Genomic DNA, 25965 nt, shown 5'->3' with positions numbered 1-25965 from the left:
GCCGTCGTCGTCATGCCAGGCCTTGCGGCAGGCCATGTATTGCCTTATCCCGCCAGCGCTTCTTCCACCAGCGACCGCGCCGCGTCGGTCATCGGCAACGCCAGCGCCAGCTCATGGGCCCGCGGCGACATCTTCTTCCAGGTCATCTGCACGATGCGAATCAGATGGTCATGGTCGATTTGCCGGGAGAAGTCGGCGAAGTAGCCCTCCAGAAACACCAGGCAGGCGCAGTCCTCCACCGCCTGGGAACCCGCCTCTCGTCCCAGCCCCTGCTTGCGGATCATGCGTGCCACCGCCTCGGCATCCGCCTCGTCATAGCCCGCCTCGCGCATCAGTGCCGCGGTGGTCGCACCGGCCCGCTGGCCCTGATCGCGCCGCCAGGTCAGGTAGCCCACGCGGCCTTCGGGGTATTCGCTGCGCGGCACCTCCCAGCGCTGCAGGTGCTGCCCGCGTACGGCCAGCCGCATCCGCTCATCGGGATGCTCATGCAGCTTCTCCAGCCAGACACTCATGCGCCCGGCATGCCAAAGCTCCTTGGGCACGCTCTCGCCCTCCACACTGACATGGCGGGGATCCCGGGCGTGCAGCGCATCCAGCGCGGCCATGACCTGGTCGAAGGGGGTAAGAGGCATCACGCAAGACTCCTTTCTGATAGATAGAACGGCCCAGCGGCATCATGCCGCCGGACCGGGATAGATCAACCTTCCGAGTCGCTCTCATGCTCGGCGGTGGCTGCTCCCCAACCGCTCGGGATCTCGGCGTCTTCGAGCCCCTCGAAGCGATCGGTCACATAGGCGCTGTGACACGCCACGCAGGTCTCGGTCATGCGGCCATATACTGCCACCTGACGCGCCGTGTCCCGGGCCCGGCCGGCCTCGGCCAGAGACGCCGAGAGCTCGTGAAAATAGCCATCCATCTGCAGGAATTCCTGGGGCACGGCAGCCTTCAGATCCTGACGATCCTGATCGGTCAACGACTGCTCGAGGATAAAGCTGTCGTGAATCGACTGCCCCTTCTCGGCCACCACGTCATGTTTGCCCTGAAGCATGGCGGTGTAGACCTCCTGCATGGCCAGCTCTATCTGAATCATCTCTTTCTTCAGCAGCCCTTGCAGCTTAGGCGTCAGATCGGGTCTCACGGGTTCTGCCGCGACGCTTGCGGCACTCAGCCCGAGCCCCATCAGCGCCCCGGCGATCATCGCCGCGATACGCCCTCTGCTACAAGAGCGCCTCGGCGGATGTGTCGATATGGCGATAAACATGGCCTGTCTCCTGTCGTTACGTCCCTCGTTAAACCCATGGTTGAGTGCATGGCTGTTGGCATCGCCGAATGCACTCCGGGCATTCGCCCCTACCCTACTCAGGGTAGCCGTGGATAATCGAGGACACAGGCACCGACTCGCTTGACGCCCTTCCTTCTCCCAGCTTTATGGAAGCTAACCGCCGACAGGCTAGCCCTGGCTGCCGCACAGCAGGCCGCTGGCGCGAATATCGTTCAGGCGTCCCTCGCCGATGCCGCTCACCCGCGCCAGCTCGCTCGGCGTCTGCCAGGGCCGCCCGGAGATGATCGCCTGGGCGCGGGCCGGCCCCACATGGGGCAGCTCGGCCAGGCGGTCGAGGCCGCTGGCGTTGAGGTCGATGCAGCTCGACCCCTGCTGGCTGGCCAGCAGCTCACCCCCATCGGCGGCGCGGCGCTCCAGCGTCGCGCCGTTCAGCGCCACATACACCGGCACGTGGTCGGACACGCGGTCGCGGGCCTCCTGATGAGGAAACGGCAGCAGTTCGGGGAAGCGCAGCACGCCCTTGTCATCCGGCGCCAGGCGCCCGGCGTCGTACCACAGATTGTCGTAGAGGTTGGCGTACTGGCCCGCCGTGGTCGCAAGCGTGGAGGCGCCCTCGACCACCGCCGGCACCGCGCCCTGCTCACGCAGCGGCGCCCAGGCGTCATGCTCCGGCGACAGGTTGAAGTCCCCCATCAGCAGCCGCGGCGTATCGGGATGCGCCTCGCCCAGCCACTGCCAGTAGTCGGCCAGCGCCTCGATCTCCGGCAGCCGGTCGCTGACGCTATCGCCATAGACCACATGCACCGTGGCGGCGGCAAAGCGTTCGTCGGTCTCCACATCGCGGAAGCGCGCCGAATAGGGCTCGCGGCTGAACACATCGCCATGGTCGATAAACACCACCGCGCCGTCCTCGTAGGCCACCTCGCTCTCGCGCCACAGGAAGCCATAGTGCTCTTCATAGCTGCTGCGACCCAGGGCATGGCTCGCCATGGAGGACCAGGCCTCGCCGGACAGCGCCTCCAGCTCGTCTTCCAGCGCCGCAAGCGCCGCCGGGTCCATCAACTCCTGTATCGCCAGCAGGTCGAAGTGGTTGGCCACATGTGCCACCTGCCCCACCGCCTTGTCGTTGTTCCAACCCAGATGCTTGATGTTCCAGCTGCCCAAGACGACATCTCCCTGGGCCGCCAGGGGAGCGAGGGCCAGTAGCCCGGCCAGCAAATAGCGGCGCATGAATCCTCCACGCAAAAGGCCGTTATGCTGCCGGCCCCGCGCAGAAACATCAATGTCTTAACAAGAGAAAGCCGTGTCAGCCCTTCAGGGTCAGCCCTTCAGATAGATAAACAGCGCCATGCCTGCCATCGCCAGCAAAAAGAGCGCCAGGCCGATGCGTCGTGTCGGGATGCGCGACGGGCCGAACTGGGCCAGGCGAGGATCCTCCGGGTCGTAGCGCACCTCCAGCGAGCCGCCGACGGGATAGTCTTCCAGCCAGGCCTCGGCGGCGTGCCGCTCGGGGAAGGAAGGCGCCGCATCGAAGCGACGGTTATCGGTGACAATCGCCCGCCCCGCCACCGCGAAGCGTACTTCCACCCTGGGCAGATAGCGCGCCTGCTGCTCGAGGTGCTCGCGCCGCCGGGAATGCTGGCGATGCTCGACGATATCCACCGCCACCACCTCCGCCGTGGCCGTGGGCCAGCGGCTGACTCCACGACGGCGCCATATGCCGCGGGCAGTGAGCGCCGCCCCGACCAGGGCGGCGAGAGCAATCAGCAGGGGTAATTCTGACATCATGGAGCATCCTTACCAGTAGCCAAGCAGTTTCCACCATAGGCCGCCCACTACAACCCAGACCAGCAGGTTGACCACGCTCATCACGAAGCCGGCGCGCCACCACTCGCCCAGCAGCACATAGCCGGAACCAAAGATCACCGGTGAAGTACCCGTGGCATAGTGGGTCAGGGTCATCATGATCGACGAGGCCGCCGCCATCATCAGTACAAACGGCATCGCCGGCGCCCCCATGGCGAGGCCAACTGTCAGGAAGGCCCCCATCATTGCCGTGATATGTGCAGTGGTACTGGCGAAGAAATAGTGGCTATAGAGGAACACCACTACCAGCATCGCACTAGCTCCAGCCCAGCCCACACCCGCCTGGGTAATCAGACCTTGAATGGTGGCAGAGAACCAGTCGATGACACCGAGCTGATTCAGCTGTGAGGCCATCATGACCAGGGCTCCGAACCACAGCAGCGTGTCCCAGGCGCTCTTCTCGCTGAGCACATCCTGCCAGGTCAGCACACCAGTCAGCAGCAGGATGGAGAGACCAATAAAGGCGGTGGTGGTAGCGTTGAGCTGAAAACCCTCACCGAAAAGCCACATGGGTACATCAGCCCACAGCAACAAAAGGACCAGGAAAACGCCCAGCATGATCTTCTCGTCTCGCGTCACTCGACCCAGCTCGACCAGCTTCTGACGGGCGAAGCTCGCCGCATCCTCGGTCTTCTTGATCTCGGGCGGATAAAGAATATAGAGCACCAGCGGCATCAAAGTGATCGCCACCAGCCCCGGCAACAGCATGGCCAATGCCCAGGTGGTCCAGCTCAGGTTGATCGCAGCACCGGTGGCCTCGGCAATCAGCTTGACGGTCAGCGGGTTAGGCGCCGTGGCGGTGATGAACATCGCCGAGGTGATGGGGTTGCTGTGATAGTTGACCAGCGCCAGATACTTGCCGATCTTGCCGGTATTACCGTTCTTGGGAGTCGAACCGAAGCTGTGAGCGATCGACAGCATGATGGGGTGGATGATGCCACCCCCGCGAGCGGTATTACTGGGGGTTACAGGGGCGATGGTCAGCTCAGAGAACGCCAGCGCATAGCCAATGCCCAGTGTGCGCCTACCGAATACCGAGATGAAATAGTAGCCAATGCGCGCTCCCAAGCCAGTCTTGATCAGACCGCGGGAGATCATGATAGCAATAGCGATAAGCCAGATCAGCGGGCTGGTAAAACTGCCCAGCGCATCACTGATGGCTCCGCCAGGATTATCGCTGGTCACCCCCGTGGCGGCCACCATCGCAATGGCGACGATCGAGATGGCACCAATCGGCATCGCCTTGCCGATGATCGCGGCAATGGTGCCGATGAACATGGCCAGCATCAGCCACCCTTGGTCGGACACATCAGCCGGCTGGGGCAGCAACCACACCACCAAGCCGACCACCACCGCCACTAACGCCGGCACCAGCCGCAGATCCGAGGCGCCTTGTTGAAGTTGGGACATGAACGCTTTCCCTGATAAGTATTGAGAGGAGTAGCTAAAACGAGGGGCTCCTAGACGCCGACTCCATCGCAAAGCCACGCGCCAACGCTAACAGCATTAAACTAAAGTTTTATTGACCTGGACGGGTTTCGATAAGCTAACGCTTTCTCATACACCCCGAATTCCATTCGGCATCGGCCATGAGCCCACCATCAGGAGAGTCAACGTGAAATACATCTTCGAAGTGAAGATCCGCGACGGCCACACCGCGGAGGAGTACGCCGACGCCTGGGTGCGCGCCAGCGAACTGATCCAGCAGGCCCCCGGCGCCCGCGGCACCGAACTGCACCGCAAGGTCGACGATCCCAGGACCCTGATCGCCATCGCCCACTGGGACAGCAAGGCCAGCCGCGACGCCATGGAAGCCCAGCCCGCCCCTCGGATCAAGGCGATCATCCAGAGCGCCGCACCCTGCTGCGAGATCCATGTCATCGGCGAATTTGAAGAACCGGAGTGGGTGGTGATGCCATCACGTAACTAGCCCTGATGAAGACTGAGCCTATAGCCCGACAGCGGTATCTTGTACTGCTGTCGAATGTGGCAGCGAAGAACTACTGGAATGCTCAAAACTCGGTGGCCAAAAATACTTGATCACTACAGGTCGGGGTGCCTGACCTCACTTCGAGGGCTAGAGTGGAGGCATGACCTCCTCAAGTGAAAAACGCTCTCGTCGGCAGACCCTCTGGGCACTGGGCGGCGATGTTTCCGGCGCCTTCGGCGATCTGGGCACCCTGCTGCCCTATGTCATCGCCGCGACGACCCTAGGCGTGCTGGCGCCACGCCCGGTGTTTATCGGCTTTGCCGTCGGCTATCTGCTGGTGGCCCTGCTCTATCGCGCGCCCATTGCCGTGCAGCCGATGAAGGCGCTGGGCGCGATGATGCTCGTGGGTGGCCTCACCGCCGGCGAAACGGCCCTGGTCGGCACCACGCTGGGCCTGATACTGCTGGCATTGGCCGCCACCCCTTATCTGGGCCGTGCGGCCCGGGCCCTGCCTCAGTCCGTGACGGTGGGCCTGCAGGCCGGGCTCGGGCTGATGCTGGTGGCATTGGCGCTCAAGATGATGGCAACGGGATGGTGGCTGGCGCTACCGGCCATGGCGGCGCTGGGCCTGTCCTGGCTCTGGCCACGTGGACCCTGGGCGCTGCTGGTGGTCGTCGCCGCCCTTTGGCTGGCGCCGGGCGACACTCTGCCGGCGGCCATGAACGCGACGCCGGTCGGCGATGGCATCTCACCGACCTCGGTGGCCGGCGGGGTACTGGCCCAGCTGCCGCTGACGCTGCTCAATGCCGTGGTGGTGGCCGCGGCCGTGTCGCACTCACTGTTTCCCGGCGCCGCGGCGCGCGTCAGCGAACGGCGCCTGGCGGCTTCCAGCGGGCTGCTCAACCTGGTGCTGACACCCCTGGGGGCCATGCCCATGTGCCACGGCGCCGGCGGCATGGCCGCCCATTATCGCTTCGGCGCTCGCAGCCTGATCGCCCCGCTGACCATGGCCGCGGCCTGTGCCCTGGCCGCGCTGCAGGGCGATGCCATTGTCGCCTGGCTGGTGGCGATTCCCACGCCGGTGGTGGGTGCCCTGCTGGCCTTTGCCGGGATCGAGCTTACGCTGAGCAAGCGGCTATTCGATGCGCGCCCCGATTGCCGGCCGGTGATCGGCGCCACCGCCGTGGCCACACTAATCGGCGGGGCGTTGGTCGGCCTGGTGGCGGGCCTTGCCAGCGAGCGACTTCGCCGGCATCTTGTGCATAGGCGCGCCACCGGCGTGCCGCCCCGCCGGGGCTAAGTCTTTCAATCGCCACACCTCAGGAGACAAGATGAAGATCAGCGCACGCAACGTGATCAAGGGCACCGTCCAGGAAGTGAAGGAAGGTCCGGTGAACAGCCAGGTACGCGTCGATATCGGCGGCGGCAACACCATCAAGTCGATGGTCACCAGCGACGCCATCGAGGAGCTCGGCATCACCGTGGGCAGCGAGATTCAGGTGGTGATCAAGGCCTCTGACGTGATGCTCGGCATCGACTGAGGCGCCGGTATTCGAGGTGAGCCTGCGCGACATCCGCCGGGCACGACGGCCGCCGAGACGAACAAAGCGTTGACACGACACGAGGGTGGGCATCGATCCTGTGACACAATGGCGCGATGTTCTGCCAAAGTGGCGCCTTACGCTGATGTCCTATCTCGAATTTCTTGCAACCTATAGCGATCGCTTCATCGATGGCACCCTGGTCACCCTGGGCCAATTCGGGCTGGCGGTTCTGGTGGCCACTGCCGCCGCGCTTGTCTCGGGCCTGATGAAGATGGCGCACTCGAAACTCGTGCGCGCCATCGCCGTTGGCTATATCGAAATCTTCCGCGGCACCTCCCTGCTCGTGCAACTCTACTGGTTCTACTTCGTGCTGCCGCTATTCGGCTTCAGCATGGAGAAGTTCACGGCGGGGTTTGTCACCGTCGGCCTTTGCTATGGGGCCTATGGCGCCGAGCTGGTGCGCGGCTCGATTCAATCCGTTCCCCGCGGGCAATGGGAGGCCGCCCTGGCGCTGAACATGACACCCGCCCAGCGCATGCGGCGGGTCATTCTTCCTCAGGCCCTGGTCACCATACTGCCTCCCTGGGGCAATCTGATGGTCGAGATTCTCAAGGGTACCGCCCTGGTGGCCCTGATCTCGGTGGCGGACCTGATGTTTGAAACCCGCCAGATCAACAACAATACCTACCTGTCCGCTCAGGCGTTCGGTACGGCGCTCATCATCTACTACATTTTTGCGCGCTTCATGGTAACGCCCACCATGCGCTGGCTGGAAAGAGTCATGGCCCGCAAAATCGGACGGTCTTGAATCATGCTCGACTGGAAACTGGACTTTACCTGGGAAATCCTGCCCCGGCTGATAGCCGCCGCGGGCAACACCCTGATTGCCGCCGGTGGCGGCTATGTCGTGGCGGTGATACTGGGGCTGGTGTTCGTGCTCGCCCAGCGCACTCCCTTCCGCGTGCTGACCTTTATCGTGCGCGAGCTGGTGGAGTTCATTCGCTCAACACCCCTGCTGCTGCAGATCTTCTTCATCTATTACGTGGGCCCCCAGATCGGCCTGCGCCTGTCGCCCTGGACGGCCGGCCTGATTGCCATCGGCCTGCACTACGCCGCCTACCTTTCCGAAGTGTATCGTGGCGGCATCGAGAACGTGCCCAAGGGGCAGTGGGAGGCGGCGCGGGCCATCAACCTGTCGACGGTTCAGACCTATCGCCGCATCATCATTCCCCAGGCACTTCCCCCGGCACTGGCGGGAATGGGCAACTACCTGGTCGGCATCTTCAAGGATACGCCGATGCTGTCCGTCATCGGGGTGGCGGAGCTGATGCACACCGCCAATTCCATCGGTGCCGATAACTACCGTTATCTGGAGCCCTACACCATCGTCGGGCTTATCTTCCTGGCCATCTCCTTGCCGACAGCCTGGCTTATCCGCCGGTTCGAATCAGCAGTACGCCGTAAAATGGGACTGACCCGATGAAAGATGACATGAGCCAATACCCGCTGAGGCTGGAAGGCGATAGCGTGCCCATGGTGCGATTCCAGAATGTGACCAAGAGGTACGGCCAGCTGACCGTACTCGACGGCCTGAACCTGGATGTCGCCGAGGGCGAGATGGTCACCATCATCGGCCCTTCCGGCTCGGGCAAGACAACCGTGCTGCGCATGCTGATGACGCTGGAGGAGATCGACGAAGGCGTGATCTATGTCGACGGCGACCCCCTGACCCATATGGAGAAGAACGGCCGCCTGGTGCGTGCCAATGCCGCTCATATGCGCCGGATGCGGGCCAAGATCGGCATGTGCTTCCAGCACTTCAACCTGTTCCCGCATATGACCGCACTGGGCAACTGCATGGAAGGGCCGGTACACGTGCTGGGCATGCCGAAGAAAGAGGCCGAGGAACGCGCCCTCGAACTCCTGGACATGGTGGGCATGGCGCACAAGAGCGACCAGCACCCTTCGCGGCTCTCCGGCGGACAGCAGCAACGGGTCGCCATCGCCCGTGCCCTGGCCATGCGCCCCAAGGTCATGCTGTTTGACGAGGTGACCTCGGCGCTGGACCCGGAGGTCATCAGCGAGGTCACCGGCGTCATCCGCAGCCTGGTCGACCAGCACAGCCTGACCATGCTGATGGTGACCCACCAGATCGGCTTTGCTCGGGATATCTCGGACCGGGTGTGCTTCTTCTATGGGGGCCGGATCGAGGAACAGGGGGCGCCAGGCATACTGCTGGACAGCCCACAAAAAGACCGCACCCGGCAGTTCCTGAGTGCGGTCCTGGAAGCCAACTGACAGGCCGGCCGCCTGGTCGCCAAGACTTAGATGGTCAGGACTAAGCCGGTCAGGGCCAAGCCGGCCAGGGCTCAGTTGGCCCGGCAGGCGGCTTCGGTGGTCAGCTCGCCAGGCAGGAAGGCTTCAAGATAGTTATCCGGGGTGACGGTTGCCATCATTTCATCGGAGCCCATGTAGTCCGCAAGGGCGTCGTTGAAGGCCTCCCGGAACGAGGCGTCTTCGGAGCGAAAGCCGATGCCGACGACCTGCTTTTCGCGACCCACAAACAGGTCCGGGTCGGAAATATCGAAGCTCTCGTCCATATCGGCGGCGTGCTTGGCTTCCAGCACGTTGATGGCGACCGCATCCGTACGCCCCGTACGCAATGCCGCCAGGGCCTGGGTAGTGCCCGGCACTTCCGTGACGCTGCTCTCGGGAACGCCGGCATCCTCGGCATCGGCCAGGGTGTTGTAGCCCGAGGGTGCCACCATGGTCAGGTCCTGGTCGATCAGGTCCTGATAGGTCTCAAGATTCTTGGGGTTGCCCGCCGGCACGACGAAGGTGTCGCCGAAGGCACCGATAGGATCGGAGAAATCCATGTTCTCGCAGCGCGCCTGGACGATATACATCCCGCCGGTCACCATGTCGACACGACCGGCCTTCAGGCTGGGAATCAGGCTGGCCCAGTCGGTCAACACGGGCTCGATGTTGCTGTGGCCCATGCGCTCCAGCACATCAACGGCAATCCCGTTGACGAACCCCTGGGGGGAGCCATCGTCACCGGCATAGGCCCAGGGCGGTGCCGCGGCAAAGCCGAGGCGAATCGTCTCGCCCTCATCGAGCCGCTCCTCCAGCATGCCGGCCTGGGCGGAGGTCGTCGCGACCACGGCACCCAACGCCAGCATTTTCATCCAGCTACTCTTCGACAAGCTCATCCTCACCTCGCTTCCATTAGTCAGTAACACCCACGCAGTATGGCATAGGCTCGGGCGGTGTCTTTCACGCTAGGCCATCGCCTTGGCCTCATCGTCCAGCCGTTGGGCAGTACGATCGACCCGGCGCAACCGGATCAGCAGCAATACGCCCAGCGCCACAAAACCACCCGCCAGCCAGAGCCCGATATCGTAATGGCCGGTGGCCTCGGCCAGCATCCCGGTCAGCGCCGGGGCGACGATCTGGGCGGCGCCGTAGGCCAGCGTCATGCGGCCCATCATGCGCGCCGGGCTCTGCGGATAGAGCCGGCCGGCCATGGTCAGCACCAGGCTGACACAGCCCAGGAAGGTGCCGCCGTAGAGCACCGCACTGGCCAGTACTCCCACCAGGTTGTCGGTGAGCGCCGGCAGCACGATCCCCACCACCTGCAGGCCCATGGCCACGATCAGTGCACCGAGATAACCGATCCAGCGGGCGATCAGATCCCACAGCATCACCGCGGGTGCCGCCGCCAGTCCTACCAGGGCGAAGGTCCAGTTGCCTGTCCCGGCCAGCAGCGGCTCGCGCTCGACGATAGCCACGATAAAGGTGGCACTGATCACATAGCCGTAGCCGGCACAGAAGTAGGCGGCCAGCATCAGTCGCATGAAGGTACGACTGGGGGGCCGAGCCTGGCGGTGCTCACTCCCGTTTCCCGCCACGGGTTTCGCGGGGCGTGGCAGCCAGCACCAGGCGGGAATCAACAGCACCACGGCCAGGCCAGCAAAGCCCCACCACTGGGCCTGCCAGTCGAGGGAGAGGCGCAGCATCCACTCCACCGCCAGGGCCGCCAGCAGCATGCCCAGGCCGACTCCGGCGAAGTGAATGCCGAGTTCGCCACGCTGCCGGTGGCTGATCAGCCAGTGCAGGATCAACCCCGAGGCGAGCAGCATGGCGCCGCTGCTGGAGAAGCCGGCCACCAGCCGCATCGTTGCCCATAGCCAGAAGTCGTCGGCCAGGGCCATGCCGGCGGTGGAGAGCAGCGCCAGCACCAGGGTAAGGCGGTAGAGCGTGTCCTTGAGCCGGATGCTGGTGATGGAAGCAGCCGTCAGCGCGCCGAACATATAGCCGGCGTAGTTGAGGGCGGCCAGCCAGCCCCCCTGGGCGTCACTCAGCCAGGTCTGCTGCTGCATCACCGGCAGCAGCGGGGTATAGGCGAAACGCGCCACCCCCACACACAGCAACTGACTGAAAAGCCCGGCCAGCAACACGCGGTAGCGCGGTGAAAGAAGAAAGGGTGTGGCCATGCCTGGCGCTCCGTGATCCTGGGTGAAGTGGTGTCGCAGGCGTGGCTCCTGGGGTCCCGCGACCCTAGAAGGTATAAACCACGCCGGCGGTGACCATGTCCAGGGCATCAATCCCGTCGGTATCGAGGTATTCGTACTCCAGCCGGCCGCTCAGGCCGAACAGGCCGGCACGCACGCCCAGGCCGTAGATCGGGTCGGTGCCCGAGTGATCCCGGCTCACGCCGCGACCGCGCTGCTCGGCGTCCCAGTCGGCCATGCCGGTCTTGGCGTAGAAGCCCAGCGGACCGAAGCTTGCCCCGGCCACCGCCATCGCCTGGAAGCTCTCCACCTCGAGGGTCGCTGAGTGGTCGCCGACCCGACCGTCTATCTTGCCGCCGTTAACGTAGGCCAGCTCGGCGCCCAGGTCGAGGAGCGGCAGCCAACCGACGTTGTAGCCGGCGACAAGTTTCCAGTGCTCGGCGTCGTCGTCGAAGGCCCCGCCGCCACTCATCTGGCCGAGGCCGCCGCCGATATAGGCGCCCGTGCTGCCGGTAGCCGCGGCGGTACCGGCAGCCATCGTCAGGCCGGCTGCCAGGCCAGCGGTGAGCAGAGCGCGGGAAAGGACCATGCGTGTCATGAGATGCTACCTGTGATCGAAAAAAGGGTGAGCAGTCTACCTGAGCCCTGGGCCGAGCCCCAGTCATCCCACTCAATGACGCCTCGGCCTCGGTGCGAAGCGGCCGCCGGCATCGACACAACCTGATATTCTCGGCGCCCCACGCCATCGAACGTGAAAGGAGATCGCATGAACCCTCTGCTCGCTCGCCTCAAGGCAACCGGCTCTCCCGCCGTCGGCCTGGGCTGCATGAACCTGTCCCACGGCTACGGCCATTCGGTCACCGAGGCCGAGGGGCGGCGCGCCCTGGAAGAGGCCTTCGAGATGGGCTATCGCCACTTCGATACCGCCACCCTCTATGGCGCCACCGCCAACGAGCGCCTGGTGGGCAAGGCGCTCGCCGGCAGGCGCGACGCGATACTGCTGGCCAGCAAGTGCGGCATGGCCATTGACCCGGAACTCGGCAGGAAGGTGATCGACGGCCGCCCGGCCACGTTGCGCCGCCAGTGCGAGGCGAGCCTCGAACGCCTGCAGGTCGACCATATCGATCTCTACTACCTGCATCGCTGGGACAAGGGGGTGCCCATCGAGGAGAGCGTGGGCGAGCTGGCCCGGCTGGTGGAGGAAGGCAAGATCGGCGCCATCGGCCTCTCCGAAGTATCGGCGGCCACGCTGCGCCGGGCACGCGACGAGCACCCCATCGCCGCGGTGCAGTCGGAATACTCGCTGTGGACCCGCAACCCCGAGATCGCGGTGCTCGAGGCCTGCCGCGAGGCCGACACCCTGTTCGTGGCCTTCAGCCCACTGGGGCGTGGCTTCCTCGCCGGTGCGGTCCGTGAGAGCGAAAGCCTGATAGAGGGCGACGTGCGCCGCGGCATGCCCCGCTTCAGCACCGAGAACCTCACGCGCAACCTGGCGCTGCTGGCCGAACTCGAGGCGGGGGCCCGCGAGCTCGACGTAACCAGCGGTCAGCTGGCGCTGGCCTGGCTACGTGCCAGGGGCGACGACATCCTGCCCATCCCCGGCACCCGCCGCGTGGCCCATATGCGCGAGAACCTCGCCGCCGCGGAGCTGGGCCTGAACGCCGACACGGTAGCCCGCCTGGATACACTGTTTACGCCTCACCGTATCGCCGGCGCACGCTATGCCGAAGCACCCCAGGCCGAAGTCGATACCGAGCAGTTCACCGAATAGCCGTATCAGCGCATGAAAAAGGCCGCACCCGGAGGTGCGGCCTTCTTAATGACTCGCGCCATCAGGATGCGCGATTAGTCATCGAGTGTTGCCGTGTAGGCGTCGGACGAGTCGCGCTCGACCCACAGCGGGTTACTCCAGGCGGTGTCACCATCCTGGTCGTCAACCTCGAGGGCAACCCAGCCCTCCACGCCGTCACCCAGCTCCAGCGCCAGCTCCGCCTGGCGGCCGTCCAGGGATACGCGCTGCAGGACCTCGCCACCGTTGCCCATCAGGCGCGCCTCGGCCAGGCCGTCAACGGCCTCGACGTCCAGCGTCCAGGTGTAGGCCTCGTCCTCGGTCAGACGCAGCGTATCGCCGAATAGTCCATTATGCGGATACAGCAGCGGCCCCTCGGTGGCATAACCATGGCCATTCTTGAGGGCCCGGGCGAAGACCCGCGGCGTCAGCTCGCCGGGCACCCTGGCCATCATGCGAATACGGCCGGTGAGATCGTTCCAGACATCGTGGGTGTCGGTGCCGGCGGTGAAGTAGACGCGCGTGCCCGCATCCCAGAGCCGGTGGGCAGTGTCCAGCGTCGGCGCATTGTCGACCTCGGCGTTGAGCTCCAGCAGGTCGAAACCGGTGGCGAAGCCGCCAGGTACACTATCGCCGGCCAGGTTACGCAGGTAGCCGTAGTCGTTGAAGGGGTGGTTCAGCGGCACCACTTCGGCGCCGAGGCGCCGGGCCTCGGCGAAGACGTCCTGCACGCTGTCGGTGCCCGGGTCCACCTCAAGTTCGCCACCCAGCTCAATGGGGAAGGGATTCTGGTGGCCCCAGGAGGGCGAGACCTCGATGGACGGGATGAAGGGCACTCCCCGCTGCTCGGAGAGCGACTGAAACTCCGCATGGTTACGCGTGGAGTCGTGGTCGCTGACGAAGGTCAGGTCGAGGTCATTGGCCAGCTGGGCGCGAACCACCATCTCCGGCGGCGTGGTGCCCTCCAGCACGTTGGCGTGGTGGTGCAGGTCGCCACCGAACCAGTCTCGCTCGTTGGGCTCGGCGAGCCGCTCGATGGCGAAGGTCTCATTCACCGTCTCGCCGGAGGCCAGGCTCACCTCGAGCTCCTGGGCCTCGGCGGTGAAGCCGGCGCCGGCATTCACGCCGAGTCGATAGTCGCCGGGCGCCAGCGCGAGCTCGGCGTGACCCACCGGCTCCAGCTCGGTGAAGAAGGTCTGTTTGCCGAGGAATTCCACCGGCGGCTGTTGGCCCTCGAGGATCGTCAGCCGGGCATCGCGCGGCACTTCGGAGCCGGCCTCATGTATCTCGAGGCTGAGCGTCCCGGGGCCCTGCAGGCCATCGACATCGAGTGTCTCTTCCTCGCCGGCCGCGATGCTCAGCAACACGGGCTCGCTGCTGGCATGCCCGAGCCCCGTGGCATAGGCCGAGTAATCGCCCTCGGGCAGATCGATGGCGAACTCGCCGCCTTCGGCCAGGGTCCAGGCGAAGGGGTGGCCGTCCTTCTCGACCATCACCAGTCCGTCCGGCGGCGTCTCGCCCTGATCATTGCGCAGGCGGCCACTCAGGTTCCCGGTGGACTCGCCGCGACGCTCGGCGGCGGCGGCGACGACCGGCGCCAGATCGCCGTCCGGCACGACCTGCAGCCAGCCTTCGAAACGGCGCGACTCGCCGGGAGCCAGATCATGTTCTCGATACATGTCCTGGCCCTGATAATTGACGCGGTCGAAATAGGGCGCATGAAGCGCGAAGGCCCAATCACGATCGTAGGCCACCATGCGGTCACTCAAGGCGTTTTCCGCAGTGGTCTCCTTGGCGTCTCCCAGGCCGGGCACGCCAAACAGGTAGCCGGTATCCGGCCACAGGGTGAAGCCCGAACGAATGGCCTCGAGCGGCTCTTCGCCGGCGTTTTCCAGCTCGGTCTGCAGGTGGATGCGGTCGCTGCCGGCTTCCAGGGTATAGGTGGTTGTCACCCAGGCGTCGGCCCAGTTGCGGCGGATGCGCACAACGGCGCGCTCGGGGGTATCCTCGACGATCTCCACCGTCTTGCCGTCGTTGGGCCAGGCGGACCAGTTGTCGGGGATGAAGTCGGCGAAGGCGATGCGATCGAGGTCGATCTCGCCCTCCTTGACCGCGGCCAGATCCACCAGGGTACCGCGCGGTACGCCCCAGGGAGGCCGCGACTCCACGGCGATGGAGAAGGCCAGCTTGTCGTTGCCGACGGTCAGGTCCGCGTCGGCCAGGGCCTCGCCGTCGGGGATGGCGGTGGCGCCGCGGGTGATGCTCACATCGGCATGTGCACCGGAAGCACCGGCGAGAAGGCCGGCCAGCACCAAGCCACTGAGTCGATGATTCATCGGGGACTCCTTTGCTATTTGTCTTATAAGGAAAGCGTTGCCTATTCAGCTTGATTTATTTTGAATGAACATTCAAACAACTATTTCATGGGCATGCGCATCCCATGGCGTCGCCGAACGCGTTATGCTGCCAGCCCCGTACAGCAATCTAGCAAGGCACCTGGCGAGGAGAGAGGCATGAACGACACCCTGGACGTGATCGTGGTGGGCGGTGGCATGGTCGGGGCCGCCGTGGCGGCGGCACTGGGCCAGGCGGGCATGCGCGTGGCCCTGGTAGAGGGCGGCGATCCACCGGCGGCAATCGCCGACGATGCCCCCTTCGACCTGCGCGTGTCGTCGCTCAACCTCGCCTCCCAGCGGCTGCTGGAGGACGTCGGTGCCTGGCCGCTCATCCCCGAGGCCCGGCGTTGCCCCTTCCGCCATATCGAGGCCAGCGACGCCGCCGAGCAGCGCCATATCCGCTTCAGCGCCGCCGACCTCGAGCTGCCCGATTTTGGCTACTTCGTCGAGAACCGGGTGATTCGTCGCGCCCTGTGGCAGCGCCTGGCCGAGCTGCCTAACGTCACGACGCTCTGCCACACCGGGCCGGTGGCCTGGGTTACCGGCGGTCACCACGGCCTGCTGGAACTCGACGACGGCCGCCTGCTGGCGACGCGCCTGGTGGTAGGCGCCGACGGTGCCGGCTCCCGCACCCGAGAACTGGCCGGCATTGCTACCCGCGACGAGGACTACGGCCAGCGCGCCCTGATCACCAACGTGCGGACCCGCCTGCCCCAGCAGGACGTCAGCTGGCAGCGCTTCGCCCCCAATGGGCCCCAGGCGATGCTGCCGCTACCCGGTCATTTCGCCTCGCTGATCTGGTACGACACCGCCGAGGCCAGCCTGGCCCGGGAGGCGCTGGATGGCGAGGCGTTGCGCCGGGCCATCGAGGACGCGTTTCCCGCCCGGCTGGGCGGCGTGGAGTCGGTGCTGGGCCGCGCCAGCTTTCCCATTCGGCGGCGCCACGCCGAGCGCTATGTGCGTCCACGCCTGGCACTGGTGGGCGATGCCGCCCATGTGATCCATCCCCTGGCCGGCCAGGGGCTCAACCTGGGCATGCAGGATGCCGAGGCGCTGAGCCGGCGGGTGACCGCCGCCTTTCGAGCGAACCAGGACCCCGGCGGCCGGGCGCCACTCGCCGGCTATGCCCGCGAGCGGCGCCCCCGCACACTGGCCATGATCGCCGCCATGGAGACCTTCCACCATACCTTCACCGGCGCCACCCCACTGCGCTATGCCGGTGCCGCCGGGATGGCCGTGGCCGAGCGCCTGGAGGGCGCCAAGCGCGCGGTAATGCGCCACGCCCTGGGGCTATAGAGCCCAGACCTTCGAAGCGCCGCCATAGGCTGGGAACCCCTATCAGTCGGTCAGTGAGATAGCAAAGTCGACCGGGTTGCGCATGGTGTTGGCCACGGGGGAGTAAAAGTTGGCGTGCTGGACAATCTCGTCCAGCGTTTCACGGGTGGCATCGCCTTCGATCAGCACTTTGACACGAATGGCCTGGAAGCCCATCTCCGGCGGCAGATTCTCGGCGCCACCCGCGCCCCAGGCCGCGGAGTTGCCAATATCGCCTTCCAGAAAAAGCTCAAGCTTGGAGAGCTTGACCTGCTTCCAGGTCGCCACAGCGGTGATGCCCACTGCCAGGCAACCGCCAAGCCCCGAAAGCACGATCTCCCCCGGTGCCGGTGCGGTGTCCTGCCCAAACAGATGCAGTGGCTCATCCACGACGACTTCATGGCCATTCACATGGCTGATGGTGCGGTACTGTCCTTCGGTAACGGTATGCACCTTGTTGGTGCCGCGCATGCCAGGATTGTTGCGGCCTTTTTCGGCAAAACCTAACAGGCCTTCGCGATCGATGGGTCGCAGGGTGGTGGTGATGGTCTGAGGGGCTTGAGTATCAGTGCTCATGGAAACTCCTTATGCACGGTTGGTTAAAGAATGACGTTGGGAAAGCGAAAAGGGTGAATCACTGGCGGATATTTCAGGCGCCTCTCTGCCAACCAAAGTGGCGTATCAGCGCCATGAGGATGGCATCCAGGGTGTAGCCGATAATTCCGATCAGCAGTACCAGCGCCGCCAACATGTCATAGGCCAGGATGTCGCGGGCATCGTTGATGGCGTATCCCAGCCCGCTGGTCACGCCAAGGTATTCGGCGGGAACCAGCACGATCCAGGCCACACCCAGTGACAGCCGCAGACCGGCCAGAATATCCGGCGTAATGGCGGGCAACACCAGACGCTTCAGGTTGGCCCACGGCGAGGCGCCGAGATTACGTGCCACCTTGAAATACACCGGGTCGATACGCTGTACGGCAAACGCCGTGGAGAAAAGAATCGGCCATACCGCAGCCATAAAGATCAAAAAGATGATGGCCCCATCCCAGGTCGAGAAAGCCAGCACGGCGACCGGCATCCATGCCAGCGGGCTGACCATGCGCAGAAGCTGGAATGAAAAACCGGTGATCTGGCGCAGTACGGAAGAGACACCCACCAGGATACCCACCGGAACCGCCACCAGGGCCGCCCAGAGCAGCCCGAAAAAGATGCGCTCGAGGCTGGGTAGCGCGGAATCGATCAGTACACCGGTAACGATCAGCCGCCACGCCTCGGGCAGCGCTGCAGAGGGCGCAAACCCGGCAAACGCCTGGGTCGTGGGCTCATTGGCGATCAGATAGCCCCCAAGCCACCACACGCTCAACAGCAGGCCTAGCCCCAGCAGGGTGTAGCCCAGGTCGCGCAGCCTGGAGAGCAGCCAGGGTGGAACGGTTGGTGTACTGACTGGCTGAAGATTCATAGGCTGATCACCTCCTCCCGGTTCCAGCGCTGAGAAGCAGGGGTTCCGGGGAGGTGAGCCTGCGGATAGCGCTCCATGGCGCGATGAACAAAACGATAATCGACCAGGTCTTGCGCCACCCAGTCAGGATCAAGATTCTTGAGAAAGGTGGTGTTACCACTGACCTTGGTGTGATTCATGGCGCGTACCAGCTCAACGGTCGCCGAAGGAAATGGATAGGGGGCGAAGTCGATACGCCCGGTTTGCCAGTTCGCATGGCGAATCGCGGGCGGATCGGTATAGTCCTCGGCGGCGTAATGGGTCATGGCGTCAGTCACGACCTCAGCCGGCATGGGCAGGTAGCCCTTGCCGTCCCGAGATAGCAGCCTGGCCACCTCCGCCTTATGTTGCTGGGCATAGGCCGAGGCCCGAACCAGGGCATTGGTTACCTTTTGTGTCCACTCTGGACGCGTGTCGCAGTCGCGTTGGTGCATGCACACGACGCAGCACGGGTGGTTCTTCCAGATATCACCGGTAAAACGCAGCACCGTGCCCTCGGCCAATAGCTCTCCGGCGGCGTTAAAAGGCTCAGCGACGGTGTAGGCATCGATACGCCCTGCCGCTAACGCCGGGGGCATTTCCGGCGGCGGCAGGATCAGCAGATTGACCTGGTTCGGCGCTAGAGGCAGAGACTGATCCTGGATCACTGCCTCAAGTCCTGCCTGACGCAGCGCCATCTGCAGCAGCGTGTTGTGAACCGAATACCAGTGGGGAACCGCGATCTGCATCCCGCCCAGGTCGGAAAATTCGCGTGCCTGGCGGTGCTTGCCAATCACCAGGCCAGAGCCGTTGACATGCGCCCAGGCCACGACCTTCACGGGAAAGTCGTTGTTGTAGCGCAGCCACACGGGAATCGGGTTGAGCAGATGCACCAGGTTGAAGCGATGACGAACAAATCCCTCGACCAGCGGTGCCCAGCCACGAATCAGTTCGGGCTCCTCCACGGCAAGGCCCTCATCTTCAAAATAACCCAGGGCATGGGCCAGCAGCAGCGGCGTTGCATCGGTAATCGGCAGGTAGCCGATACGCACGGTCATATCGGTGCTGGGTGGCGTAGCGTCGGCCATGGCACTGGGCAGCACTCCCGGCAGACTCAGTGCCGTTCCAAGCCCGCCGATAGCCGCCAGGCCATCGAGTACAAAGCGTCGACGCCCATTGTCCAGGCGATACTCCTCTAGCGTGCCGGCGCCATGACAGCCGCAGCCGGGTGCATGATGAGGAGGAGCGTGATAAGGAGGCGTGTGAGACATGAACCCTGACTCTCCTGTTGATCGCCTGAGCAGCAAACGAGATAAACAATCGACGTGCCGGACCTACCGGCTGGAGACAACGACCCGATCAGGCGCTACTCACCACGCACGAGCCGTCATCGGCTGATACACCACAGGCGGTGACCGCCGAGTTCAGTGACACTGAATCGTGGAAACGAGACATCAACTCATCGCGCAGCGCCTTGAAGGCCGGCTCCTTCGGGTCACGCGGATAGGCCAGCGATACGTCAAGCAGGCTGCGCAGGGTGCCTGGGTTCCGCCCCATGACAGCCACCTGATCCGCCATGATCAGCGCCTCGTCGATATCGTGAGTGACCAGCACCAGAGTAATGCCGTGATCATGAGCGATCTGGGTCACTTCCCGCTGCAGGGCGCGGCGAGTAAATGCATCCAGTGCGGAGAACGGCTCATCCAGCAGAATCACCTCGGGAGACACTGCCAGCGAGCGCGCCAGAGCGACTCGCTGCTGCTGACCGCCGGACAGGTCGTGGGGCCTGGCTCGGCCACGCTCTGCCAGCCCCACCAACTCGAGCATTTCCGCAACCCTGGCCTTTAGGCCTCGGGTCTGGCCGGTAAACTCCAGCCCCAGCGCAACGTTCTGCTCGACGCTAAGCCAGGGGTAGAGCGCCGGGCTCTGAAACATCATGTTCCACTCAGGGTGCGGCCGAGACACTCGTTTGTCCTGGATACGAACGCAGCCCCCACTGGGCTGCGTCAGGCCAGCCAGCATGTGCAGCAGGGTCGACTTGCCGCAGCCGCTCTCACCGATGATCGCCAGGCTTTGACCCGCAGAGATCTCCAGCGAGAAATCACGGATGACCGGGGTTGCATGCTTGTGAAAGCGATGCGTCAGTTTGTCGATCTGGATGCTGGCACCCATGGTAACGCTCCATCCTGTAGGCCATGCATGAGGGGCTAGAGCCAGGCAGAGTAGCCCGCCGGCAGAGAGGAGATAAAAGACTCTTTCCTCACCCTTATATAACTATTAAGAATGAATAGATTGAGAATATATTCTTCTATCGCATATTCCATATGGCGATGGGTGTAGGGGGAATGGTTATTTTCCAATGCTTATAGTTTTTTATAAGCTAAAAAACACTTTTTTATTCCAAAAGCAGCTTCTCCGCCGCTGCTTCTGTCACTGCCAGAGGGCCAGAGGGAGGTTTTCATGGGTGCCACCGCCGATATCACCGTAACAGCGCCCGACGCCTACTCGTCTCCACCGGCGACAGCTAGGACAGCTGACCTTCAGCAGCTGATTGCCCAGGGGCTTGCGCCTCACACCCAAACGATCGATCGCCAAGGCTACTATCCCAGCTCCTTTATGCACTCACTGGGACAGCTTGGCGGCTACTCTCGGCATCTCGCCAGCAACGGCCACGCCTTTTACGCTGCGGTTGACACCATGGCTCAGGTATCACGGGAGTGCATGTCCACCGGTTTTTGTGTGTGGTGTCAGGACGCGCTGGGCTGGTATCTGGACAACAGCGATGAGAGTGCGGTGCGGGAACGCTGGCTCCCGCAGTTTGCTTCAGGTGCCAGGCTCGGCGGTACGGGGCTCTCGAATGCGATGAAGCACCTGGCTGGTATTGAACCTCTGAAGGTACGGTTGACGCGAGTCGCTGGCGGCTACATCGCCAACGGTACCTTGCCGTGGGTCTCCAATCTGGGGCCAGAGCATGTGTTTGCGGCCGTGTTTGAATTAGAAGGAAGCGAACGCCGCGTCATGGCTCTGACCGAGTGCCATCAGCCCGGCTTCACACTCAGGGCCTGCCCCGAGTTCATTGCGCTGGAGGGGAGCGGCACCTATGCCTGCCATTTCCGCGACAGTTTCATCCCCGATGCTAACGTGATCAGCCACGATGTCGCCCAGCTGATCCCACGCATTCGCAGCGGCTTTGTCCTGCTGCAGATGGGCATGGGGCTGGGGGTCGTGCAGGCCTGCATCAATATCATGTACGCCACACGCGAGACCCACCATCACGTCAATGGCTTTCTCGATGAGCAGCCCGAGGCACTGGAAGAGGAGCTCAATGACGCCCGCAGGGCCACCAGACTGCTGGGCAGTGAGGTAGCCGGTGATCACTCCGATACGCTTTTTGCCGATGTGCTACAGCTACGCGAGGGCAGTTCGCACCTCGCCTTGCGCGCCGCTCAGGGCGCCATGCTGCACGCTGGCGCCCGCGGTTACCTTGCCGATGCACCGGCCCAGCGCAAGCTGCGAGAGGCCTATTTCGTCGCCATCGTGACACCCGCCATCAAGCATATTCGCAAGGAGTTGGCGCGCCTCGAGGCCGCCTGATCGCCATGAGCCAAGCTGCCCTTCCCTTCCGCCGTTACCTCTGTGTCGTCTGCGGTCTCATCTATGACGAGGCAGAGGGTGACCCTGATGGAGGTCTGCCACCCGGCACCCGCTACGACGATATACCGGACGACTGGGTGTGCCCCGACTGTGGTGTCGGCAAGGCCGATTTCGTGCTGCTGGAGGCCGCTCAGGAGCAAGGTCCAATGCCTGGCCGCCCAACTGCTTCCACGGCGCCCCGTGGGCTGCCGCAGTCACCCGAGCAAGTCACTATTCTGGGCGGTGGCATGGCAGGCTGGGCAACCGCCGAAGCGCTGCGCAAGCGTGACCCTGACTGCCCCATCGTGCTGGTGACACACTGTGGCGCAGACGTCTATCCAAAGCCCCAGCTCTCCAGTGCCGCCGCACGGGGCAGGACACCCGAGGCGCTGATTACCGCGACGGGTGCTCAACAGGCCGCACGCTGGAACATCACTCTACTCTCGCACACGCGAGTCCTGGAGATCGATCGACGGCATCAGCGTCTTATTACGCCGCGCGGCAGCCTGCCATACGGACGGCTGGTCCTGGCACTGGGAGGCCATCAGCCACGCCCTGCTCTGGCAGGCAGTGCGGCGGACAGCGTTCTGCAGATCAATCACCTGACCGACTATCGGCGCCTGCGGGAGCGGATCGACGCCCTGAGCCCGGCCCGTGTCTTGATTCTCGGTGCGGGCCTGATCGGCTGCGAGTTTGCCGACGACCTGAGCGCGGCAGGGCATCGCATCACCCTGGCCGACCAGGCGGCCCAGCCGCTCTCCAGGCTACTGCCACCACCGCTTGCCACTCGCCTGGCTGAGGCCCTGCGACATCGCCGGGTAGCCTTGCACACCGGCAGTACGCTTAGCGAACTGCACCATATGGACCATGTCGGCAGTGTGGAGGGCGCAAACGAGACACTACGGGCCACGCTCAGCAGCGGTGAAGAGGTTACCGCCGATGTCGTGATCAGCGCTCTGGGGCTCAAGGCCAATACACATCTGGCCAGGCAAGCGGGATTAAACATCGGCAGCGGCATCCAGGTCGACGATCAGCTCAGAACATCGGATCCCGCTATATTTGCGTTAGGTGACTGCATGGAACATCGTGGCAAGCTAACACCCTATGTGCAGCCACTGCGTGCCCAAGCAGAGGTCATCGGGTCTGTTCTGGCCGGACAGGAGGCGTGCTATTCAGGCCATGACTCGGCCATCGTGATCAAGACGCCATGCCTGCCGCTCGCCGTTTATCCGCCGCAGACACCCGGTGAATGGGTGGCTCAGGGCGACGATAACGATACTTACATCCACTATAGCGGTGACGATATCACTGGCTTTTCTCTAGCGGGCACTGCCACTTCAAGAGTTTTCAGCCTTGAAGCCCGGCTGACCCAGAAGAGTTGATCCAAGCCTCCAGGCCCAGCGGGCCTGCCGACTCAACAAGGGCCTCATCGAGAAATGCCAGCAGCTCGGGGAGCTCGGCCTGGATATGCTGGCTGAGGTCGTGATCACCGGGCAGCAGATGCAATCGAGTCGGTGTTTCGCCACGGCTGGCATAGAGCCGTTCGGCATCGCTGGGTGGAATCACGTGGTCATCACGGCCATGCACCAGCAGCACCGGGCAGTGCACTTGCGGCAGGGTGTTCAGTGGCGCGATGACATCGAAGCAATGACCGACCACCCGCTCCACATAGCGCAGCACGTACCAACCCAGGGGCAGGAAGGGCAGCCCCTTCTCCGCCAGCCATCGGCGCATCATGCCATCCGGGTGAGCGAAGGCGGAGAGACTGACCACGGCACCGATATCGTTACGCTGCGAGGCGACCAATAGCACCGCCGCCGCCCCCACCGAATGCCCGAGCAGCGCCACCGGGATATCAGCCATGCCGGGGCGGGCGCTCAACCAGGCCAGCGCTGCCTCGGTATCCTCGGCGAAGCGTGGCATGGAGGAGAAGGTGTCGGGATCGCTATCACCATGGTTACGAGCATCGAACAGCAGTACATTCCATCCCGCCGCCTGCAGCGGCCTGGCCAGGGGCAAGAGCAGTTCACGATTGGCTCCCCAGCCGTGGGTGACTACCACCGTGCCCCGCGAACCTCCAGGCAGCCACCAGCCCACCAGCTGCCTTCCTCTTCGCGAGGCAATGGTCACCGTCTCACCCGTTACTCCATGAGCCGCAAGCGTATGTGTTACCGGTACCCGCGGCGCCGCCAGGCTGACCCTCAGGCGTCGATGGAAGAGATGCAGCAGCCCGCCGCCCACACTCACCATGCCCAGAGGCAGGGCCCACCACCACGCTGCTTCCATTCCTCTCTCCCTGTTCGCTGCGTTCGTGCCCATTCTCCGCGATGGCTGTCACGGCGTCAGCCACCAAAATGTCGCGGCGAACGCTCTTGTATGCTGGTCATCCGACATTTTGTTATGTTATAACCTTTCCGCTTTCCGCCGCACACCGCCCAGAGGCCCCCATGGCACACCGCAGACACCGGCATCGCCCGGAAGGACCCTGCCACTTCTCGCTGATGTCGCTTTCGGCGACCCGTCGCCTGCTACTGGCGGCGCTGCCGCTGGCGGCCCTGTGGCTGGCGGTGGCCTGGGCCGCGGGCTGGGGGGGATGATGTCGCGCCTGCAGCTGGAGAACCTGACCCTCGCCCGTGGCGGCCGCACCGTGCTGGAGCACCTGGAAGGCCGCTTCGGTGACGGCGCCATCACCGCCCTGGTAGGCACCAACGGGGCCGGCAAGAGCACCCTGATCAGCGCCATCATGGGCATACTGCGCCCCATCTCGGGCCGCGTCGCCTGCCAGGTGCCCAAGGAGCGCCGCGCCTGGCTGCCTCAGCAGCTGGCCCTGGACCTCACCTTCCCGATGAGCGTGGAAGAGCTGATCATGACCGGCAGTTGGCCCAGCCACGGCGCCCTCAAGGGTTACTGTGCGGCCCATTATCGCCGCGGCCGCGAGATCATGTCCCGCCTTGGCATCTCGCACCTGGCACATCGGCAGCTGGGCGAGCTCTCCGGCGGTCAGCGCCAGCGCGCATTGATCGGCCGCACCCTGATGCAGGAGGCCGAGCTGCTGCTGCTCGACGAGCCCTTCGCCAACGTCGATGTCGAAACGGTCGATGTGCTGATGGACGTGCTTAGGGACATGGCCCGGGATGGCGCCACCATCGTGGTGGTGCTCCACGACCTCGAGCAGCTCTCGCGCCTGGCCGACGACGTGCTGATACTGGCTGGCGGCCATGGCCGCTGGGCGACCCCGGCCTCGCTGCTGGAGCACTACGCCGGCCAGCCGCCCCGCGCGCCACGCCTGCCCCTCACCTTCCCGGATACCTTCGATGCTGGAACTGCTTGACGCCTGGCTGCTCGCCCCCCTCGACTACGGTTTCATGCAGCGCGCCCTGGTGGCCGGCCTGGCGCTGTCACTGGCCGCCCCGCCGTTGGGGGTGTTTCTGATGCTGCGTGGCATGAGTCTGATCGGCGACGCCATGGCCCATGCCATCCTGCCCGGCGTGGCACTGGGCTTTCTGGCCGCCGGCTTCTCGCTCCCGATCATGAGCCTCGGCGGCATCCTGTCGGGTCTCTTGGTGGCGATGCTGGCCGGCAGCGTGTCGCAGATGACGGGCCATCGCGAGGATTCGGCCATGGCCAGCTTCTTCCTGATCTCGCTGGCCGCCGGCGTCATGCTGGTCTCCATGGGCGGCAGCAGCGTCGACCTCACCCATGTGCTGTTCGGCTCGATACTCGCCGTCGACACCACCGCCCTGCTGCTGATCGCCGCCATCAGCAGCCTGATCGTGGTGGCGCTGGCGGTGATCTTCCGCGCCCTGGTGGTGGAATGCCTGGATCCCCTCTTCCTGCGCGGCCAGGGCAGCCCGGTGAGCCTGGTGCATGGCCTCTTCCTGGGCCTGGTGGTGCTCAACCTTACCGCCGGCTTCCAGACCCTGGGCACGCTCATGGCGGTAGGCCTGATGATGCTGCCGGCGACCACTGCCCGCTTCTGGAGCCAGCGTCTCGAGGGCCTGATCGGCATCGCCATCCTGGTTGCCCTGGTCGCCAGTAGCGGCGGGCTGCTGCTCTCCTATCACCTCAACCTGCCTTCGGGACCGGCGATCATCCTGCTGGCGGGGAGTGCCTATCTGCTCTCGGCCCTGGTGGGTCGCCACCACAGCCTGCTTGCCCGACTGCGCCGCCGCGCGACCCCGTTAGGCGCCCCTGAATCCGACTGACCCTACCGAGAC

General features: G+C 64.3%; 27 protein-coding genes. 13 read left to right on the top strand and 14 right to left on the bottom strand.

The genetic code is table 11. The features are described 5' to 3' along the window. Positions 1–44: 44 nt before the first annotated feature. The 5 genes from Q358_RS0103310 to Q358_RS0103290 all read right to left on the bottom strand — a co-directional run bounded on the left by Q358_RS0103310 (position 45) and on the right by Q358_RS0103290 (position 4558). Complete coding sequence (locus Q358_RS0103310) at positions 45–632, bottom strand: DUF4202 domain-containing protein (RefSeq protein WP_027960744.1); 588 nt, start codon at positions 630–632, stop codon at positions 45–47. 65 nt (positions 633–697) lie between these two features. Next, a complete protein-coding gene (locus tag Q358_RS0103305; RefSeq protein ID WP_156940850.1) occupies positions 698–1261 on the bottom strand; it encodes a hypothetical protein in 564 nt (187 codons plus the stop codon). A gap of 189 nt (positions 1262–1450) precedes the next feature. After that, the gene (locus tag Q358_RS0103300) at positions 1451–2512 is read right to left on the bottom strand and encodes a helix-hairpin-helix domain-containing protein (protein WP_027960742.1); all 1062 of its coding nucleotides are present in this window, start codon (positions 2510–2512) and stop codon (positions 1451–1453) included. Positions 2513–2602: 90 nt separating this feature from the next. Then, positions 2603–3067 (bottom strand): DUF3592 domain-containing protein, encoded by a 465-nt coding sequence (locus tag Q358_RS0103295; RefSeq protein WP_169735500.1) that lies wholly within the window; start codon positions 3065–3067, stop codon positions 2603–2605. Between the two features lie 12 nt (positions 3068–3079). Then, positions 3080–4558, bottom strand: a complete 1479-nt coding sequence (locus tag Q358_RS0103290) for a DASS family sodium-coupled anion symporter (RefSeq protein ID WP_043487557.1) — start codon at positions 4556–4558, stop codon at positions 3080–3082. A 205-nt stretch (positions 4559–4763) separates the two neighbouring features. Here Q358_RS0103290 and Q358_RS0103285 point away from each other — a divergent pair, with 205 nt between their 5' ends. The 6 genes from Q358_RS0103285 to ehuA all read left to right on the top strand — a co-directional run bounded on the left by Q358_RS0103285 (position 4764) and on the right by ehuA (position 8920). Continuing rightward, entirely contained in the window at positions 4764–5078 is a 315-nt protein-coding gene (locus Q358_RS0103285) for an antibiotic biosynthesis monooxygenase family protein (protein ID WP_027960739.1), read from the top strand. Positions 5079–5238: 160 nt separating this feature from the next. Next, positions 5239–6378, top strand: a complete 1140-nt coding sequence (locus tag Q358_RS16440) for a putative sulfate/molybdate transporter (RefSeq protein ID WP_051530151.1) — start codon at positions 5239–5241, stop codon at positions 6376–6378. Positions 6379–6409: 31 nt separating this feature from the next. Then, complete coding sequence (locus Q358_RS0103275) at positions 6410–6619, top strand: TOBE domain-containing protein (RefSeq protein WP_027960738.1); 210 nt, start codon at positions 6410–6412, stop codon at positions 6617–6619. 85 nt (positions 6620–6704) lie between these two features. Continuing rightward, entirely contained in the window at positions 6705–7430 is a 726-nt protein-coding gene (gene ehuC, locus Q358_RS0103270) for an ectoine/hydroxyectoine ABC transporter permease subunit EhuC (protein WP_211248301.1), read from the top strand. Between the two features lie 3 nt (positions 7431–7433). Then, a complete protein-coding gene (gene ehuD / locus Q358_RS0103265) occupies positions 7434–8105 on the top strand; it encodes an ectoine/hydroxyectoine ABC transporter permease subunit EhuD (protein WP_027960736.1) in 672 nt (223 codons plus the stop codon). 8 nt (positions 8106–8113) lie between these two features. Beyond that, positions 8114–8920 (top strand): ectoine/hydroxyectoine ABC transporter ATP-binding protein EhuA, encoded by an 807-nt coding sequence (ehuA, locus tag Q358_RS0103260; RefSeq protein ID WP_245598263.1) that lies wholly within the window; start codon positions 8114–8116, stop codon positions 8918–8920. Positions 8921–8991: 71 nt separating this feature from the next. Here the strand turns inward: ehuA and Q358_RS0103255 are convergent, their stop codons facing one another. The 3 genes from Q358_RS0103255 to Q358_RS0103245 all read right to left on the bottom strand — a co-directional run bounded on the left by Q358_RS0103255 (position 8992) and on the right by Q358_RS0103245 (position 11734). Beyond that, positions 8992–9810, bottom strand: a complete 819-nt coding sequence (locus tag Q358_RS0103255) for a transporter substrate-binding domain-containing protein (RefSeq protein ID WP_211248300.1) — start codon at positions 9808–9810, stop codon at positions 8992–8994. Between the two features lie 93 nt (positions 9811–9903). Further along, positions 9904–11118, bottom strand: a complete 1215-nt coding sequence (locus Q358_RS0103250; protein ID WP_027960733.1) for a YbfB/YjiJ family MFS transporter — start codon at positions 11116–11118, stop codon at positions 9904–9906. A gap of 64 nt (positions 11119–11182) precedes the next feature. Next, complete coding sequence (locus Q358_RS0103245) at positions 11183–11734, bottom strand: outer membrane protein (RefSeq protein WP_043487553.1); 552 nt, start codon at positions 11732–11734, stop codon at positions 11183–11185. A gap of 168 nt (positions 11735–11902) precedes the next feature. Between Q358_RS0103245 and Q358_RS0103240 the strand changes: the two genes are divergently transcribed. After that, the gene (locus Q358_RS0103240) at positions 11903–12907 is read left to right on the top strand and encodes an aldo/keto reductase (RefSeq protein WP_027960731.1); all 1005 of its coding nucleotides are present in this window, start codon (positions 11903–11905) and stop codon (positions 12905–12907) included. A 74-nt stretch (positions 12908–12981) separates the two neighbouring features. On the opposite strand, the gene Q358_RS0103235 is transcribed toward Q358_RS0103240, so the two are convergent. Continuing rightward, positions 12982–15261, bottom strand: a complete 2280-nt coding sequence (locus Q358_RS0103235) for a CehA/McbA family metallohydrolase (protein WP_027960730.1) — start codon at positions 15259–15261, stop codon at positions 12982–12984. Positions 15262–15438: 177 nt separating this feature from the next. On the opposite strand from Q358_RS0103235, the gene Q358_RS0103230 reads away from it, so the two are divergent. Then, positions 15439–16617, top strand: a complete 1179-nt coding sequence (locus tag Q358_RS0103230) for an FAD-dependent monooxygenase (RefSeq protein WP_027960729.1) — start codon at positions 15439–15441, stop codon at positions 16615–16617. A gap of 42 nt (positions 16618–16659) precedes the next feature. Here Q358_RS0103230 and Q358_RS0103225 read toward each other — a convergent pair whose 3' ends face one another. From Q358_RS0103225 to Q358_RS16425, 4 genes are all read right to left on the bottom strand, one after another. Continuing rightward, on the bottom strand, positions 16660–17211 hold the full coding sequence (locus Q358_RS0103225; protein WP_027960728.1) for an OsmC family protein: 552 nt from the start codon (positions 17209–17211) through the stop codon (positions 16660–16662). A 73-nt stretch (positions 17212–17284) separates the two neighbouring features. Beyond that, entirely contained in the window at positions 17285–18097 is an 813-nt protein-coding gene (locus Q358_RS16435) for an ABC transporter permease (protein ID WP_043487550.1), read from the bottom strand. Continuing rightward, complete coding sequence (locus Q358_RS16430; RefSeq protein WP_084286423.1) at positions 18094–19386, bottom strand: ABC transporter substrate-binding protein; 1293 nt, start codon at positions 19384–19386, stop codon at positions 18094–18096. The genes Q358_RS16435 and Q358_RS16430 overlap by 4 nt, the downstream gene beginning before the upstream one ends. An 88-nt stretch (positions 19387–19474) precedes the next feature. After that, the gene (locus tag Q358_RS16425) at positions 19475–20287 is read right to left on the bottom strand and encodes an ABC transporter ATP-binding protein (RefSeq protein ID WP_051530150.1); all 813 of its coding nucleotides are present in this window, start codon (positions 20285–20287) and stop codon (positions 19475–19477) included. Positions 20288–20575: 288 nt separating this feature from the next. Here Q358_RS16425 and Q358_RS0103205 point away from each other — a divergent pair, with 288 nt between their 5' ends. Together Q358_RS0103205 and Q358_RS0103200 are read left to right on the top strand one after the other, a co-directional pair. After that, positions 20576–21709 carry an acyl-CoA dehydrogenase family protein gene (locus Q358_RS0103205; protein ID WP_043487548.1) on the top strand — a complete coding sequence of 378 codons (1134 nt, stop codon included), beginning with the start codon at positions 20576–20578 and terminating at the stop codon, positions 21707–21709. A gap of 5 nt (positions 21710–21714) precedes the next feature. Next, positions 21715–23130: an FAD-dependent oxidoreductase gene (locus Q358_RS0103200; RefSeq protein WP_027960726.1), complete on the top strand. Its 1416-nt coding sequence runs from the start codon at positions 21715–21717 to the stop codon at positions 23128–23130. On the opposite strand, the gene Q358_RS16420 is transcribed toward Q358_RS0103200, so the two are convergent. After that, positions 23096–24034, bottom strand: coding sequence for an alpha/beta hydrolase (locus Q358_RS16420; RefSeq protein WP_084286422.1), 939 nt, complete (start codon positions 24032–24034; stop codon positions 23096–23098). The two genes, Q358_RS0103200 and Q358_RS16420, sit on opposite strands and share 35 nt — an antisense overlap. 161 nt (positions 24035–24195) lie before the next feature. On the opposite strand from Q358_RS16420, the gene Q358_RS18780 reads away from it, so the two are divergent. The 3 genes from Q358_RS18780 to Q358_RS0103180 are packed head-to-tail and all read left to right on the top strand — an operon-like array spanning position 24196 to position 25953. After that, positions 24196–24345, top strand: coding sequence for a hypothetical protein (locus tag Q358_RS18780; RefSeq protein WP_169735499.1), 150 nt, complete (start codon positions 24196–24198; stop codon positions 24343–24345). After that, positions 24345–25079 carry a metal ABC transporter ATP-binding protein gene (locus Q358_RS0103185; protein ID WP_027960725.1) on the top strand — a complete coding sequence of 245 codons (735 nt, stop codon included), beginning with the start codon at positions 24345–24347 and terminating at the stop codon, positions 25077–25079. The genes Q358_RS18780 and Q358_RS0103185 overlap by 1 nt, the downstream gene beginning before the upstream one ends. Next, a complete protein-coding gene (locus tag Q358_RS0103180) occupies positions 25063–25953 on the top strand; it encodes a metal ABC transporter permease (RefSeq protein ID WP_027960724.1) in 891 nt (296 codons plus the stop codon). Before Q358_RS0103185 ends, Q358_RS0103180 begins: the two co-directional genes overlap by 17 nt. The last annotated feature ends 12 nt before the right edge of the window (positions 25954–25965 follow it).

Source organism: Halomonas halodenitrificans DSM 735 (assembly GCF_000620045.1).
GTDB lineage: Bacteria > Pseudomonadota > Gammaproteobacteria > Pseudomonadales > Halomonadaceae > Halomonas > Halomonas halodenitrificans.
The sequence above is the reverse complement of the archived record's forward strand: the minus strand, read 5'-3'. Positions and strand labels throughout refer to the sequence as shown.

What these genes read in the sequence shown, in the direction of transcription:
- Q358_RS0103295 (WP_169735500.1), bottom strand. Translation starts at nt 3,067, where the DNA reads ATGTCAGAATTACCCCTGCTGATTGCTCTCGCCGCCCTGGTCGGGGCG.
- Q358_RS0103225 (WP_027960728.1), bottom strand. Translation starts at nt 17,211, where the DNA reads ATGAGCACTGATACTCAAGCCCCTCAGACCATCACCACCACCCTGCGA.
- Q358_RS16420 (WP_084286422.1), bottom strand. Translation starts at nt 24,034, where the DNA reads ATGGAAGCAGCGTGGTGGTGGGCCCTGCCTCTGGGCATGGTGAGTGTG.
- Q358_RS0103180 (WP_027960724.1), top strand. Translation starts at nt 25,063, where the DNA reads ATGCTGGAACTGCTTGACGCCTGGCTGCTCGCCCCCCTCGACTACGGT.
- Q358_RS0103250 (WP_027960733.1), bottom strand. Translation starts at nt 11,118, where the DNA reads ATGGCCACACCCTTTCTTCTTTCACCGCGCTACCGCGTGTTGCTGGCC.
- Q358_RS16435 (WP_043487550.1), bottom strand. Translation starts at nt 18,097, where the DNA reads ATGAATCTTCAGCCAGTCAGTACACCAACCGTTCCACCCTGGCTGCTC.
- Q358_RS16440 (WP_051530151.1), top strand. Translation starts at nt 5,239, where the DNA reads ATGACCTCCTCAAGTGAAAAACGCTCTCGTCGGCAGACCCTCTGGGCA.
- Q358_RS0103310 (WP_027960744.1), bottom strand. Translation starts at nt 632, where the DNA reads ATGCCTCTTACCCCCTTCGACCAGGTCATGGCCGCGCTGGATGCGCTG.
- Q358_RS0103275 (WP_027960738.1), top strand. Translation starts at nt 6,410, where the DNA reads ATGAAGATCAGCGCACGCAACGTGATCAAGGGCACCGTCCAGGAAGTG.
- ehuD (WP_027960736.1), top strand. Translation starts at nt 7,434, where the DNA reads ATGCTCGACTGGAAACTGGACTTTACCTGGGAAATCCTGCCCCGGCTG.
- Q358_RS16430 (WP_084286423.1), bottom strand. Translation starts at nt 19,386, where the DNA reads ATGTCTCACACGCCTCCTTATCACGCTCCTCCTCATCATGCACCCGGC.
- Q358_RS0103290 (WP_043487557.1), bottom strand. Translation starts at nt 4,558, where the DNA reads ATGTCCCAACTTCAACAAGGCGCCTCGGATCTGCGGCTGGTGCCGGCG.
- Q358_RS0103235 (WP_027960730.1), bottom strand. Translation starts at nt 15,261, where the DNA reads ATGAATCATCGACTCAGTGGCTTGGTGCTGGCCGGCCTTCTCGCCGGT.
- Q358_RS18780 (WP_169735499.1), top strand. Translation starts at nt 24,196, where the DNA reads ATGGCACACCGCAGACACCGGCATCGCCCGGAAGGACCCTGCCACTTC.
- ehuA (WP_245598263.1), top strand. Translation starts at nt 8,114, where the DNA reads ATGAGCCAATACCCGCTGAGGCTGGAAGGCGATAGCGTGCCCATGGTG.
- Q358_RS0103255 (WP_211248300.1), bottom strand. Translation starts at nt 9,810, where the DNA reads ATGAAAATGCTGGCGTTGGGTGCCGTGGTCGCGACGACCTCCGCCCAG.
- Q358_RS0103205 (WP_043487548.1), top strand. Translation starts at nt 20,576, where the DNA reads ATGGGTGCCACCGCCGATATCACCGTAACAGCGCCCGACGCCTACTCG.
- Q358_RS16425 (WP_051530150.1), bottom strand. Translation starts at nt 20,287, where the DNA reads ATGGGTGCCAGCATCCAGATCGACAAACTGACGCATCGCTTTCACAAG.
- Q358_RS0103300 (WP_027960742.1), bottom strand. Translation starts at nt 2,512, where the DNA reads ATGCGCCGCTATTTGCTGGCCGGGCTACTGGCCCTCGCTCCCCTGGCG.
- Q358_RS0103200 (WP_027960726.1), top strand. Translation starts at nt 21,715, where the DNA reads ATGAGCCAAGCTGCCCTTCCCTTCCGCCGTTACCTCTGTGTCGTCTGC.
- Q358_RS0103185 (WP_027960725.1), top strand. Translation starts at nt 24,345, where the DNA reads ATGTCGCGCCTGCAGCTGGAGAACCTGACCCTCGCCCGTGGCGGCCGC.
- Q358_RS0103305 (WP_156940850.1), bottom strand. Translation starts at nt 1,261, where the DNA reads ATGTTTATCGCCATATCGACACATCCGCCGAGGCGCTCTTGTAGCAGA.
- Q358_RS0103245 (WP_043487553.1), bottom strand. Translation starts at nt 11,734, where the DNA reads ATGACACGCATGGTCCTTTCCCGCGCTCTGCTCACCGCTGGCCTGGCA.
- Q358_RS0103230 (WP_027960729.1), top strand. Translation starts at nt 15,439, where the DNA reads ATGAACGACACCCTGGACGTGATCGTGGTGGGCGGTGGCATGGTCGGG.
- Q358_RS0103240 (WP_027960731.1), top strand. Translation starts at nt 11,903, where the DNA reads ATGAACCCTCTGCTCGCTCGCCTCAAGGCAACCGGCTCTCCCGCCGTC.